The 12,763-nt window shown below is 71.7% G+C and carries 13 protein-coding genes; 9 read left to right on the top strand and 4 right to left on the bottom strand.

The window, feature by feature from the left end; translation table 11 throughout:
- Positions 1–79: 79 nt before the first annotated feature.
- On the bottom strand, positions 80–643 hold the full coding sequence (locus ACQPZW_RS33005) for a TetR/AcrR family transcriptional regulator (protein ID WP_433789924.1): 564 nt from the start codon (positions 641–643) through the stop codon (positions 80–82).
- Between the two features lie 28 nt (positions 644–671).
- Here ACQPZW_RS33005 and ACQPZW_RS33000 point away from each other — a divergent pair, with 28 nt between their 5' ends.
- Complete coding sequence (locus tag ACQPZW_RS33000; RefSeq protein WP_433797683.1) at positions 672–1,277, top strand: maleylpyruvate isomerase N-terminal domain-containing protein; 606 nt, start codon at positions 672–674, stop codon at positions 1,275–1,277.
- Positions 1,278–1,498: 221 nt separating this feature from the next.
- Here ACQPZW_RS33000 and ACQPZW_RS32995 read toward each other — a convergent pair whose 3' ends face one another.
- Positions 1,499–2,383, bottom strand: coding sequence for an NAD(P)/FAD-dependent oxidoreductase (locus ACQPZW_RS32995; RefSeq protein WP_433797682.1), 885 nt, complete (start codon positions 2,381–2,383; stop codon positions 1,499–1,501).
- Positions 2,384–2,670: 287 nt separating this feature from the next.
- Positions 2,671–3,543: an aldo/keto reductase family oxidoreductase gene (locus ACQPZW_RS32990; protein WP_433789923.1), complete on the bottom strand. Its 873-nt coding sequence runs from the start codon at positions 3,541–3,543 to the stop codon at positions 2,671–2,673.
- 78 nt (positions 3,544–3,621) lie between these two features.
- On the opposite strand from ACQPZW_RS32990, the gene ACQPZW_RS32985 reads away from it, so the two are divergent.
- Positions 3,622–4,056, top strand: a complete 435-nt coding sequence (locus tag ACQPZW_RS32985) for a winged helix-turn-helix transcriptional regulator (protein ID WP_433789922.1) — start codon at positions 3,622–3,624, stop codon at positions 4,054–4,056.
- A gap of 159 nt (positions 4,057–4,215) precedes the next feature.
- Positions 4,216–4,407, top strand: coding sequence for a CsbD family protein (locus ACQPZW_RS32980; RefSeq protein ID WP_433789921.1), 192 nt, complete (start codon positions 4,216–4,218; stop codon positions 4,405–4,407).
- Positions 4,408–4,456: 49 nt separating this feature from the next.
- Here ACQPZW_RS32980 and ACQPZW_RS32975 read toward each other — a convergent pair whose 3' ends face one another.
- Positions 4,457–5,818, bottom strand: a complete 1,362-nt coding sequence (locus ACQPZW_RS32975; RefSeq protein WP_433789920.1) for a KamA family radical SAM protein — start codon at positions 5,816–5,818, stop codon at positions 4,457–4,459.
- A 132-nt stretch (positions 5,819–5,950) separates the two neighbouring features.
- Between ACQPZW_RS32975 and ACQPZW_RS32970 the strand changes: the two genes are divergently transcribed.
- From ACQPZW_RS32970 to ACQPZW_RS32945, 6 genes are read left to right on the top strand one after another with little or no spacing between them, the layout of a single operon-like run.
- Positions 5,951–6,967, top strand: coding sequence for an L-erythro-3,5-diaminohexanoate dehydrogenase (locus ACQPZW_RS32970; RefSeq protein WP_433789919.1), 1,017 nt, complete (start codon positions 5,951–5,953; stop codon positions 6,965–6,967).
- Positions 6,968–6,972: 5 nt separating this feature from the next.
- Positions 6,973–8,511 carry an amidohydrolase gene (locus ACQPZW_RS32965; RefSeq protein ID WP_433789918.1) on the top strand — a complete coding sequence of 513 codons (1,539 nt, stop codon included), beginning with the start codon at positions 6,973–6,975 and terminating at the stop codon, positions 8,509–8,511.
- 15 nt (positions 8,512–8,526) lie between these two features.
- Positions 8,527–10,065 (top strand): lysine 5,6-aminomutase subunit alpha, encoded by a 1,539-nt coding sequence (locus ACQPZW_RS32960; RefSeq protein WP_433789917.1) that lies wholly within the window; start codon positions 8,527–8,529, stop codon positions 10,063–10,065.
- Complete coding sequence (locus ACQPZW_RS32955; protein ID WP_433789916.1) at positions 10,062–10,796, top strand: OAM dimerization domain-containing protein; 735 nt, start codon at positions 10,062–10,064, stop codon at positions 10,794–10,796. Before ACQPZW_RS32960 ends, ACQPZW_RS32955 begins: the two co-directional genes overlap by 4 nt.
- Positions 10,793–11,158: a hotdog domain-containing protein gene (locus ACQPZW_RS32950; protein ID WP_433789915.1), complete on the top strand. Its 366-nt coding sequence runs from the start codon at positions 10,793–10,795 to the stop codon at positions 11,156–11,158. Before ACQPZW_RS32955 ends, ACQPZW_RS32950 begins: the two co-directional genes overlap by 4 nt.
- Positions 11,155–12,363: a glutamate mutase L gene (locus tag ACQPZW_RS32945; RefSeq protein WP_433789914.1), complete on the top strand. Its 1,209-nt coding sequence runs from the start codon at positions 11,155–11,157 to the stop codon at positions 12,361–12,363. The genes ACQPZW_RS32950 and ACQPZW_RS32945 overlap by 4 nt, the downstream gene beginning before the upstream one ends.
- Positions 12,364–12,763 lie beyond the last annotated feature (400 nt).

Below are 12,763 nucleotides of genomic sequence, written 5' to 3'. Positions count from 1 at the left end.
ACACTCTCCCACCGGGTCGACCGTCGTGTCCGGGCAGCCTGTCACATCCATGCGGGGAGGGGGACGGTTGATTCCCGCACTATGGCACGGCGAACAGCAGGTCCAGTTGCGCGTCGAGCGCCGCCCGGGCCTCGTCGGGTGTGGTCTGCCCGCCGAGCAGATAGACCCCGAGACCCTCCATCAGAGCCAGGAGACCAAGAGCCTTGTCGGGTACGGGCAGCAGGCTCCCGATGAACCCGGCGAGCTGAGCCGTCTCCTCCCGCAGCAGGGCCGACGCCGTGGGCCGCACCGCCGTGTACGCCAGGAACGCCAGCGCCACCCGCCCGTCGGCCCGGCTCTCCTCCTCCAACGGCAGCAGCGTCGCGATGATCGTCCGCAGCAGCTCGCGGGGCGCCGGCGAGTCACCCAGCGCCGCGACGGCCGCGGTGACCCGCTCCTGGTTGCGCTCGCGCACCACCTCCATGGCGAACGCCATCATCTCGTCCCTGGTGCGGAACCAGTGCTGCACCATCCCCGCCGACACGCCCGCCTCGGCCGCCACGTGCCGCAGGCTGACCGCTTCCAGCCCCTGCTCGGCGGCGACCCGCATCAACGCGTCGGCGATCAGGGTGCGGCGCTCCCGCTGGTCCACCTTCTTGGGCATGCGGTCCATGATGAGGCACGTGGATGTGATGACAGCGGACCACCTCGACACCGCCGTGGCGGAGACGTCGCGGCTTCTCATGCCGGTCCAGGACCGCGACTGGACGGTACGGGCCGGCACCCTCGACTGGGACTGCCGCACGACCGCCGCGCACCTGGCCCACGACCTGACGGCCTACGCCACCCAGCTGACCGCCCGCGGCCTGCCGTCCGGCCTCGAAGCGCCGGTCTCCCGGGCCGGCGGCGGCTATCTGCCCCTGGACCTGGAGGTGCGCCCGGACGCCCCGCCGCGCGTGGTCCTACAGATCGTCGCGGCCTGCGCCGGGCTGCTCTCACTGGCGCTGCGTGCCGCCGGCCCCGAGGTGCGGGCCTGGCACTGGGGCCCGACCGATCCGCCGGGCTTCGCGGCCATGGGCGTCAACGAGACCCTGGTGCACACCTGGGACATCGCCCAGGGCCTGAACCTCGGCTGGACCCCGCCGCCGTCCCTGTCCGCGCTGGTCCTGGCCCGCCTGTTCCCGGACGCCCCGCCCGGCGACCCGTCGGCGGCGCTGCTCTGGTGCACCGGCCGGATCGCCCTCCCGGACCACCCCCGCCGGACCGACTGGAAGATGAGGGCCGCCCTCCCCGACTGACCGCGTCGGAGGCGGCGACGGCCCGCTCCCGCCGGGCCGGCTGGAGGATGAGGGCCGCCCTCCCTGACTGACCGCGTCGGAGGCGGAGTCGGCCTGCTCCCGCCGGGCCGGCTGGCAGATAAGGGCCGCCGTCCCCGACTGCCGCGGCGAGGGCGGAGTCGGCCCGGGCCGCCGGGAAGGTGAAGATCGCCCGCCCAAGTCCCGCTGCCTGTGCCTGGTGCTCAGCCGAGGAGAGCCCGGGCGACCGCGCGCCCGGAGAGCCAGGCGGTCTGGACCCGCGGCCGGCCGAACGCGTCCCCGCACAGCCACACCCGCCCGTCGACGGCGTAGTCGGCGCCACCCGGCTCCGGCTGCGCATACGTCCACCGGTGCACGCGGACCTCCGGCTTCGCGGTCAGCCCGAGCAGCTCACCGACCGCCTCGGCCAGCACCGGCCCGGCCGCCGACGGATCGTCCAGATGCTGAGCGGCCAGCTCGGCCGTCGAATGCGCCACCAGCACCGGCGCCCCGTCCCCGCGACGATCGCCGTCGTCGCAGACGGTGGCGAGCAGCGGATGCTCGTTGACGAACGCCCCGCGCAGCTCACCCCACTCCCGCTCCGGATAGGTGAGGATCGCCGCGATCACCGGCCGCCAGGTTTGCGCTCGCGCCGCGGCGGCGACCGCCGGAGGCGGCCCGAGCCGCAGAGCCTGTGGTCCGGGCATGGCGAGCACGACGGCGTCCGCGTCGTCCGGCACCGTCTCGATCAACGACTCCAGTCGTACGTCGATCCCGTCCGCAAGATCAGCGGCGAGGCTCCGCAGTCCGCCGGGGGCAGCCCACCGAACGGGCCCGGTGGTCTCCTCCGCACCCGGATAGACCCGGAGCGTGTCGGTCCACGGCCGGGCGAGTCCGCGCCGCTCCCAGTCCGCGATCTGATCCACGAAGCCCGGATCGTCGGCGACGAAGTAGGCGGCCCCGATGTCCACATACCGCCCGTCGACGCGCTTGCTGGCCAGCCGCCCACCGACGACCCGTCCCCGCTCCACGACCCGCACCCGGGCACCCCCGTCGCGAAGCGCCCGAGCACAGGCCAGCCCGGCGATCCCCGCCCCCACCACGATCACGTCCACGCCCGAGACCCTAGCGCCTGCCTCGTGAGGGATGCCCGGGCCGCGGCCGGACTCGCCTCGCTCCCGCCCTCCTTGGAAACAGGCGCCGACCCTGTTTCCTCATCCCCGCGGGGCGGCGGGCGGGGGGATCCGGGTCTTCCTCCGTTCGGCCGACGCCGTGTGCGGCGCGGATGGGCCGGTCAAGACGTTGACCCGCCGCAAGCCCGGGGCCGGAGCTCGAAGAACAGGCAGGAACCGAGGGGCGCCCCGCCGTCCGATCAGGTGTCGCCGGTCGAGGCGGCCTACCGGATGACGGTGAGGTCGGCGAGGTCGGCGAGGTCGTCGGGGGAGAGGGTGAGGCCGGCGCCGGCGGCGTTCTCGCGCAGGTGGGCGACCGACGACGTGCCGGGGATGAGCAGGATGTTCGGTGATCGTTGCAGCAGCCAGGCCAGGGCCACCGACTTCGGGCCGGCGCCGAGCCGGGCCGCGACCGTTGACAGCGCCGTCGACTGCAGCGGGCTGAACCCGCCGAGCGGGAAGAACGGCACGTAGGCGATCCCGTTGGCGGCGAGCTCGTCGATCAGGTCGTCGTCGTGGCGGTGGGCGAGGTTGTACATGTTCTGCACGCACACGATCGGCGCGATCGCCCGGACCTCGGCGATCTGCCCGGCGGTCGCGTTGCTCACCCCCAGATGCCGGATGAGTCCCTGTCGTTGCAGCTCGGCGAGGGTCTCGAAGGCTTCGGCGGCGGATCCGGGCTGCGGCCCCTGCGCGTCGCCGAGCCGCAGGTCGACCACGTCGAGGACGTCGAGGCCGAGATGGCGCAGGTTGTCGTGAACGGCACGGCGCAGGCTCGCCGGATCGCGGGCGGGTGGCCAGCCGCCCTGGTCGTCGCGGTTCGCGCCGACCTTGGTCACGACGTGCAGGCCTTCGGGGTACGGGTGGAGCGCCTCGCGGATGAGCCGGTTGGTGACGTGTGGCCCGTACGCGTCGGAGGTGTCGATGTGGGTGATGCCGAGCCGGACCGCCTCGCGTAGGACGTCGAGCGCGCCCTGGTGGTCGGCGGGTGGGCCGATCACCCAGGGGCCGGCGAGCTGCATCGCGCCGTAGCCGAATCGGGTGACGGTGAGATCGCCCAGCGTCCAGGTGCCGCCGGGAAGTGACGTGGAAACCATGGGAGTAACTGTGGGGGAGTAACTTCCTGTGGGGAAGTACGCACCTGCGGGTGCGTTTCGCACGCGAAGGGGAGTCGCATGGCGACGACGACGGCGGCCCAGCAGCGGGCGGCGGCGAAGGTGGAGTACGACGCGTTCATCGCGGCCTGTCCGAGCCGCCGGCTGCTGGACACGGTCTCCGACAAGTGGGTGGTGCTGATCCTGTCCGCGCTCGGCAGTGGCCCCGACTGCGCCGGTGAGCCGCGGCCCATGCGGTATTCGGAGCTGTCCCGGCTGCTGGCCGGGGTGAGCCAGAAGATGCTGACGCAGACGCTGCGTGGGCTGGAGCGGGACGGGCTGATCAGCCGCGCGGTCACGCCGACGGTGCCGGTCACCGTCCACTACGAGCTGACCGCTCTCGGGTTGTCCCTGCACACGATGATGGGCGGTCTGAAGGCGTGGGCCGAGTCGCACATGGACGAGGTGCAGGCCAATCGCGCCGCTCACGACGGGAGCACGGAGCGGAAGGTATGAACACCGCTGAAGGGGGAATCCAGGGGAAAGCCATTGTGGCTTTGTCCTAGGACGATCAAGGCAGGGTGCGCTACGGCACAAAGCGTTTCAAAACAGATCGCACCGGGCATCACAGAGGCGTCAGCAACCAGCTATGAAGGACCTACGGAGGGTGGACACATGAGCATCACCGACAAGGTCAAGAACAAGGCCGAGGAACTGACCGGCAAGGCGAAGCAGGGCATCGGCGAGGCGACCGACAACGAGCGCCTCTACGCCGAGGGCCAGGCGCAGGAGGCGGCCGCCCACGCCAAGCAGGCGGGCGAGCACGTCAAGGACGCCGGCCGCGACGTTCGTGACGCCTTCAAGTAGGGAACGCTGCACCGATTGAGGGGGAGGCGCTGAGCGCCTCCCCCTCAGGTCATTCCGCGGTCTGCTGCTGCTTGCTCCACCAGTCACGGCCGGTCTCGGGCAGTGTGTCGATCGGGTCGTAGTAGGCGTACAGCTTGGAGAGGGCTTCGCTGTCGTTCGCCTCGATGGACGTGCGGTAGTTCTTCGTCCAGTAGGAGATGCCGTGCTCCCGGTCGTACTCGGCGACCATGTGCACCCATCGCTTGCCGACGAACGGCACGTCGCAGACGATCCGCGGGGTGGCGTAACCGGGCAGGTAGCCCATCAGGTCGTGCTGCAGCTGCTGGGCGTGCCAGACCGGCACCCGCCAGTGCTCGGCGTTGGGGATCATGTCGCACATGTAGAAGTAGTACGGCAGGATCCCGGCCTCGCCCTGCAGCGCGAAGCAGAGGTCGAGCAGGTCACCGGTGGTGGCGTTGACCCCGCGCATCAGCACGCCCTGGTTGCGCACGTCGCGCACGCCGACCTCGAGGAGCGTGCGGACCGCCTTGGCGACCAGTGGCGTCAGCGAGTTCACGTGGTTGACGTGGGTGTGCACGGCCAGGTTGACGCCCCGCCGCTCGGCGGTCACGGCGACCCGGTGCATCCCCTCGACCACGTCGTCCTGCAGCCAGTGCTGGGGGAGCCCCATCAGGGCCTTGGTGGCGAGCCGGATGTCACGGACGGTCGGGACCGACAACAGCCCCATGAGGTACGCCTCGAGCTGCTTCCACGGCACGTTGGCGACGTCCCCGCCGGAGACGACCACGTCGCGTACCCCGGGCTGGGCCTTGAGGTAGGCGAGGTGTGCCTCGTACCGGTCGACCGGTTTCTGCAGCAGTTTGAGTTTCGCGACGGTCGGGGTGCTGTTGCCGACCAGGTCCATGCGGGTGCAGTGGCCGCAGTACTGCGGGCAGGTGGAGAGCAGCTCGGCCAGGACCTTGGTGGGGTAGCGGTGGGTGAGGCCCTCGGCGACCCACATGTCGTGCTCGTGCAGGGAGTCGCGGGCGGCGTGCGGGTGTGACGGCCAGTCCTGCCGGCGGTCACTGGCGACCGGGATCATGTAGTTGCGCACCGGGTCGGCCAGGAACGAAGCGGTGTCCGGGACCCGGCCGGGGACCATCGTGTTGATCATCTGCGGCGGGATCAGCATCGACATCGTGGCCAGGCGCTGCTGGTCGGCTTCGAGGTCGGCGTAGAAGCTCTCGTCGACCAGATCGCCGAGGACCGTACGCAACTGCTTGATGTTCTTGACGCAGTTGACCCGCTGCCATTGCGAGGACTGCCACTGCGCGGCCGTCACGTCGCGCCAGCCGGGGAACCGGGTCCAGTCCGGCTCGATCAGCTCGCGCCGTTGGTATTCGTACGGCTGGCCTGCCAGGTCGTCCGCCACCGGAAGATCCTCCCTCGTTGGATTCGGATCAAGGTACCGGAGAATCTCCGGTCTAGTAACCATGTGTACGCAGGATTTACGGTCAAGGTAGCTCTGTGAGAGTGTTTTTAACGCGTGGAGATCGTGAGGAGCATGAGCATGGTGGGATTGCGGCGGGTAGTGGAACCGGTCGGCGTGCTGCCGCAGGCCGCCTGGCGGCTTGACGCGTCGCCGGAGATCGGGCCGGACGAGACCCGGATCCGGGTCCAGCGGCTCAACCTCGACGCCGCCAGTTATCGGCAGCTGGCCGAGAAGCATGCGCACAACGGCGACGCGATCCGCGCCGAGGTGCTCGACATCGTCGAGACACGCGGCAAGATGCACAACCCGGTCACCGGGTCGGGCGGGATGCTGATCGGCGTGGTCGAGGAGGTCGGGCCGGAGTCGCCGCTGCCGGTCAAGCCGGGGGACCGGGTCGCCACGCTGGTGTCGCTGACCCTCACCCCGCTGCGGATCACCGACGGCCTGGCCGGGTGGGACGGGCTCAGTGAGCAGGTGCCGGCCGAGGGGACGGCGATCCTGTTCGGGCGCTCGATCGTCGGCGTGCTGCCCGACGACCTGCCGCCGGAGCTGGCGCTCGCCGTCTACGACGTGTGCGGGGCGCCGGCGCTGACCGATCGCGTGGTCCGTGGATATCCGGGCGAGCCGACAGTGGCGGTGCTCGGTGGTGCCGGCAAGAGCGGGTCGCTCACTCTTGCGGCGGCCAGGCGCGCGGGTGCCCGTACCATCGCTGTGGTCGTGAACGAGAGGGAGCGGGACACGCTCCTGGCAGCCGGACTCGCCGACCGCGTCGCGATCGCCGACGCCCGCGATCCGGTTGCGGTCGCCGAGGCCGTGGGCGAGCCCGCCGACGTGACCGTGGTCTGTGTCGACGTGCCGGGCTGCGAGCACGGCGCGATCCTGGCGACCGCGAACGGCGGCACCGTCATCTTCTTCTCGATGGCGACCAGCTTCCCGGCGGCCGCGCTCGGCGCCGAGGGCCTGGCCGCGGACGTGACGATGCTCATCGGTAACGGATACGTGCCTGGTCACGCCGAGTTCGCGGTGGACCTGCTGCGTCAGGTTCCCGCGGTGCGGGCGCTTTTCGAGGCGCGGATCGCGGCAGACTGACCGGCATGACGAACACTCCCTCGGTCCGCTACGTCAACGGCCGCTTCTACTCGGCCGCGGAACCCCGCGCCACCGCCATGGTCACCCGGGGCGACACGATCGCCTGGCTGGGCGACTCCGCCGACGCCCCGGCCGCCGACGTCACGGTCGACCTGGGCGGCGCCCTGGTCACGCCGGCGTTCGTGGACGCGCATCTGCACGCCACCGACACCGGTCTGGCCTTCGACGGGCTGGACCTGTCGGCGGTGCGGTCGCCGGGCGAGCTGCTGGAGCGGGTGGCGGCGTTCGCGGCGACGCGGCCGGCCGACGGGGTGGTGCACGGGCACGGCTGGGACGAGTCGACCTGGACCGACCAGACCCCGCCGACCGCGGGCGAGCTGGAGCGGGCCGCCGGGGGCCGCCGGGTGTATCTGTCGCAGGCCTCGGTGCACTCGGCGCTGGCGTCGTCGTCGCTGCTCCCGGCCGCGCGCGGGGTGGACGGCTACGACGAGTCGGGCTGGGTGCGCGAGGCCGCCCACCACGCGGTCCGGGCGATCGCGCTGGGCTCGCTGACCGCCGCCCAGCGGACCGCGGCGCAGCGGACGGCGCTGTCGCGGGCGGCGTCGATGGGCATCGCCGCGGTGCACGAGTGCGCCGGGCCGGGCACGTCCAGCGAGGCCGACTTCGCGTCGGTGCTGGCGCTGTCCGGGCAGGGGCTGCCGCAGGTGTTCGGGTTCTGGGGCGAGCTGGGCGGGGCGGAGCGGGCACGGGAGCTGGGCGCGCACGGTGCGGCCGGCGACCTGTACGCCGACGGCGCGCTCGGCTCGCGGACGGCGTCGGTGCGTGCGCCGTACCACGACGGCGACCACGGGTGCGGCGAGGCGTTCCTGACCGCCGAGCAGGCCGCCGAGCACCTGCTCGACTGCGTCCGGGTCGGGTTCCAGGGTGGTTTCCACGCGATCGGCGACGCCGCCATCGCGACGGTGCTGGAGGGTTTCGCGATCGCGGCGAAGTCGGTCGGCGTGGACCGGCTGCGCGAGGGCCACCACCGGATCGAGCACGTCGAGCTGATCGACAAGGCGATGATCGCGCGGATGGTCGAGTTCGGGGTGATCGCCTCGGTGCAGCCGGTGTTCGACGCGCTGTGGGGCGGTTCGGACCGGATGTACGCGCAGCGCCTCGGCGTGGAGCGGGCGCTGGCCAGCAACCCGATCGGCGCGATGCACGCGACCGGGGTGGCGCTGGCGTTCGGCTCGGACTCGCCGGTGACGGCGCTGGACCCGTGGGCGATCGTCGTGGCGGCCGCCGCCCCGCGCAACCCCCGGTTCCGGATGAGTGTGCGCTCGGCGTTCGCGGCGAGCACCGCGGGTGGCTGGCGTGCGGCCGCGATCAGCGGTGCGGGTGTGCTCAAGCCGGGCGCGTCGGCGACGTTCGCGCTCTGGGACACCCCGGGTGGCGTGGACGGCGGGCTGCCGGCGCTGCTGCCGGACACCGACGGCGCCGATCCGGAGCGGCCGATCTGCCTGCGCACGGTGCTGCACGGCGACACGATTTTCGAGAGGTAACAGGAGGCGTTTTCTTTGGCCGGGAAGCTGGATCTGGATCCTGCCGTCGTGGCGCGGGCGAGAGCGCTCGCGGCGCGTGCGGGGCAGCCGGTGGTCGACCTGGCGCGGTCGCACACCACCGTGTCGGTGGAGCGTGCGGTGCTGCGCCTGGCCGGGGTGACCGGCGCCGACCCGGACGGCATCCCGTGGGTGAACCGACTGGTCGACGCGGTGCGTGCGGACGTCGGGCTCGGTCACGGGGTGGCCGTCCCGGTCTTTCACGCGATGGAGACGAGCGGTGTGGAGGACGTGACGGTCCTGGCGCAGAAGGCTGCCGCCGGGTCGGTCCGGTTCACCATGCCCGCTTCTTCCAGAAAGGCGCGTCAGCGTGCCAAGCGCGCCACCGCCGCCGGTCTGCGGACGATCGACCGGCGGCGGGCCGAGCGGGATCGGCTGATCAAACGGTTCGGGGATCCGAAGCAGCGCCCGTGGATCTATCTGATCGTCGCGACCGGCGACATCTACGAGGACATCCCGCAGGCCCAGGCGGCGGCTCGGGCCGGGGCGGACGTGATCGCGGTGATCCGGTCGACCGGCCAGTCGCTGCTGGACTACGTGCCGGAGGGCGCGACCCGGGAGGGGTTCGCCGGCACCTACGCCACGCAGGAGAACTTCCGGCTGATGCGGGCCGCGCTGGACGAGACGTCGAAGGAGGTGGGCCGCTACGTGCGGCTCACCAACTACGCGTCCGGGCTGTGCATGCCGGAGATCGCCACGCTGGCCGGGCTGCAGCGCCTGGACATGATGCTCAACGACTCGATGTACGGGATCCTGTTCCGTGACATCAACCCGATTCGCACCTTCGTCGACCAGCGGTTCTCCCGGCAGATCCACGCCCGCGCGGGGATCATCATCAACACCGGCGAGGACAACTACCTGACGACGGCGGACGCGGTCGACGCGGCGCACACGGTGACGGTGTCGCAGCTTCTCAACGAGTATTTCGCGCACGAGGCTGGCCTTCAGGACTGGCAACTCGGCCTCGGGCACGCTTTCGAGATAAATCCGGACCTGCCGGACTCGTTCCGCATGGAGCTGGCGCACGCGCTGCTCGCCCGCGAGCTGTTCCCGGACGCCCCGCTCAAGTGGATGCCACCGACCAAGCACATGACCGGCGACGTCTTCCGCGGCAACCTGCTGGACGGCTTCTTCAACCTGGCGGGCGCGCTGACCGGCCAGAGCATCCTGCTGGTCGGCATGATGACCGAGGCGGTCGTCACCCCGTGGCTCTCGGACCGCGACATCGCCCTCCAGAACGTCCGGTACGTGCTCAACGGCGCCGGCAATCTGCACGAGGACTTCACGCCCGGCCCGTTCATCCGGGGGCGCGCCAACCAGGTCCTGGGCGAGGCGATCGACCTGCTGGAGAGGATCGTCGACGATGGCATGCTCAACGCGATCGCCGACGGCACCTTCGGGATCATGAAGCGCCCCGCCGACCGGGGCAAGGGCCTCGACGGTGTCGCCGAGCAGGACGAGGACTACTACAACCCGGTCTCGGAGGGCCTCGAATGAGCATCGTCCGCCCCTACGGGGACACCACCGGCGACGGCATGGTGCAGCTCTCCTTCACCCTCCCGATCCCGCACGACAAACGGGCCGAGGGCGCCGCGATCCAGCTCGCGAACAGGATGGGCATGGACCCGGCGATGCTCGTGCACGCCAAGCAGATGGGCGACGGCTTCACGTTCTTCGTCGTCTACGGCAAGGTCGCCCACCTCGTCGACACCGACAAGGTGCAGGTCGTCGAGCGTGACTTCCCGCTGCTGAGCGCCAAGGAGGTCAACGCGGCGATCAAGCGCGGACTGCGGCGGCGGCTCAACGTGGTCGGGGCGTGCATCGGCACCGACGCGCACACCGTCGGCATCGACGCCATCCTCAACCTCAAGGGCATCGCGGGGGAGAAGGGCCTGGAGTACTACTCCGAGCTGTCGGTCACCAACATGGGCGCCCAGGTGTCGGTGCCCGACCTGGTGGAGACGGCCCGGGAGCGCAAGGCCGACGCGGTGCTGGTGTCCCAGGTGGTCACCCAGCGCGACGCTCACCTGCAGAACACGCGCGCCATGTCGGCCGCGTTCCGGGAGGCGCTGCCCGCCGGGAAACGGCCGCTGCTGATCGTCGGCGGCCCCCGTTTCGACGAGCTGATGGCCCCCGACCTGGGCGTCGACCGGATCTTCAGCCGCGGCACCACCCCGCGTGAGGTGGCCTCCTATCTCGTCCACGCCCTCGCCGGAGGCAACAGATGATCACTGTGACCCATCGCCGTTACGTGCCCTACGCCCACGCCCACTACGCCGGGAACCTCGTCGACGGCGCCTACTCGCTCGGCCTGTTCGGCGACGTGGCGACCGAGATCTGCATCCAGCTCGACGGCGACGAGGGGCTGTTCGCCTCCTACGACGACGTGCAGTTCAAGGCGCCGGTCCGGGCCGGGGACGTGCTGGAGATCAGCGGCACGGTAACCACGATGGGCACCCGCTCCCGGAAGATCACCTTCGAGGTGCGGGTCGTCTGCCGCGGCACCGACGGGTCGGCGGCTCAGGTGCTGGCGGAGCCGATCGTGGCCACCACCGCGGTCGGCACGGTCGTGGTGCCGCCGAAGCCGTGACGACCGCCGTCTGCGTCGACGTCGGGTCCACGTACACCAAAGCCGCCAAGATCGATCTGGACGGCGCGGAACTGATCTGCCGCGCCGAGGTGCCCACCACCGCCTCGTCGGACGTCCTGGAGGGCCTGGACGCCGCCGTCGCGGCCGTGGGCGGCGGCGACCGGCTCCATGTCTGCTCGTCGGCCGGCGGCGGGCTGCGCCTGGCCGTCGTCGGCTACGAGCAACTGGTCACCGCCGAGGCCGGCCACCGCGTCGGCCTCTCCGCCGGCGCCCAGGTCGTGCACGTCGCCGCCGGCCCGATGACCGGCCCGGACCTCACCCGGCTGCGCGCCGCCCGCCCGGACGTGCTGCTGCTGGTCGGCGGCACCGACGGCGGCGACGCCGAGACCCTTCTCCACAATGCGAGACGACTCGCCGCGGCCCGCATCCGGCTTCCGGTGGTCCTCGCCGGAAACGTGGAGGTACGAGACGAGGCGCTCGCCGTCATGACCGGACGCGGCGTCCCCGTCACCGCCACCGCGAACGTGCTGCCGCGCATCGGCGTCCTCGACCCACTGCCGGCCCGCGCGGCGATCCGTGACGTGTTCCTGAGACACGTCATCGGCGGTAAGCGGTTGTCCCGGGGGCGCCGGTTCGCCCGGCTCGTGCAGGCCGCCACCCCCGACGCCGTGCTGGCCGGGGTGGAGCTGCTGGCCGACCTCACCGGCTACGGGATCCTGGTCGTCGACGTCGGCGGCGCCACCACCGACGTCTACTCGGCGCTGGTCCCCGACGCGGAGGCGGAGACCGGCCCGCGCCGTGACGTCGCCGGCACCCTGTGGCGGGCGCGAACGGTCGAGGGCGACCTCGGGGTGGCCGTCGGCGCCGACGGCACCCGGGCCGCCGCGATCGCCGAGAAGCTGCCCGTCCCCGGCAGCGACCGGGAGTTGGCCGCCACGGCCGCCGTGATCGCGCTACGACGGCATGCCCGCGGCCGTCCCGGCCTACGTGACGTACGTCTCGTCCTTGGCTCCGGCGGGGTGCTGCGCCACGGCGGCGGCGACGCGGTCCTGCAGGCCGTCCTGGCCGACGTCGGCGGTGGCTGGGCCCCACCCGAACAGGCCCGTGCCCTGGTCGATGAGCAGTACATTGTGGCCGCCGCGGGCCTGCTCGCGGCCGACCGTCCGGATGTCGCCGCCCGACTGCTGGGTAACTCGATCCGGTAATCCGGGTGACACGCCGATGAACGAGACACGCCGCGACACGGGGACCACGGTTGACAGACGGGCGGGGGCGGGACGTACCGTCTTCAGGTCCTGTTCCACGTTTCGGAGCCCACTGGCCGCAGTCCCCGCAGGGGTCGCGCGTTCTGCCAGGTCCAGGGGGCGCCGAGACGCAGGCGGCACGAGACGGACCACGCACGGGTGGCCCTCCGGGGGCCGGGATCATGGCCAGTAGACAACGACACGACGCGGGCAGCCGGCACGCGGTGGGTCGGTCCGAAGGTCATGACGAGGTCACCGGATTTCGATCGCCGTCCACCGGGTTCTCCCCGGGCTCAACAGGGGTGGAGCACCCGAGGGGCGTGGTCGAACCGAGACCGCGCCCCTCCGTCGTCCCTGCATA

The organism is Actinoplanes sp. CA-252034 (assembly GCF_050956125.1).
Classification (GTDB): domain Bacteria; phylum Actinomycetota; class Actinomycetes; order Mycobacteriales; family Micromonosporaceae; genus Actinoplanes.
The sequence above is the reverse complement of the archived record's forward strand: the minus strand, read 5'-3'. Positions and strand labels throughout refer to the sequence as shown.

What these genes read in the sequence shown, in the direction of transcription:
- ACQPZW_RS33005 (WP_433789924.1), bottom strand. Translation starts at nt 643, where the DNA reads ATGCCCAAGAAGGTGGACCAGCGGGAGCGCCGCACCCTGATCGCCGAC.
- ACQPZW_RS33000 (WP_433797683.1), top strand. Translation starts at nt 672, where the DNA reads ATGACAGCGGACCACCTCGACACCGCCGTGGCGGAGACGTCGCGGCTT.
- ACQPZW_RS32990 (WP_433789923.1), bottom strand. Translation starts at nt 3,543, where the DNA reads ATGGTTTCCACGTCACTTCCCGGCGGCACCTGGACGCTGGGCGATCTC.
- ACQPZW_RS32985 (WP_433789922.1), top strand. Translation starts at nt 3,622, where the DNA reads ATGGCGACGACGACGGCGGCCCAGCAGCGGGCGGCGGCGAAGGTGGAG.
- ACQPZW_RS32980 (WP_433789921.1), top strand. Translation starts at nt 4,216, where the DNA reads ATGAGCATCACCGACAAGGTCAAGAACAAGGCCGAGGAACTGACCGGC.
- ACQPZW_RS32970 (WP_433789919.1), top strand. Translation starts at nt 5,951, where the DNA reads ATGAGCATGGTGGGATTGCGGCGGGTAGTGGAACCGGTCGGCGTGCTG.
- ACQPZW_RS32965 (WP_433789918.1), top strand. Translation starts at nt 6,973, where the DNA reads ATGACGAACACTCCCTCGGTCCGCTACGTCAACGGCCGCTTCTACTCG.
- ACQPZW_RS32955 (WP_433789916.1), top strand. Translation starts at nt 10,062, where the DNA reads ATGAGCATCGTCCGCCCCTACGGGGACACCACCGGCGACGGCATGGTG.
- ACQPZW_RS32950 (WP_433789915.1), top strand. Translation starts at nt 10,793, where the DNA reads ATGATCACTGTGACCCATCGCCGTTACGTGCCCTACGCCCACGCCCAC.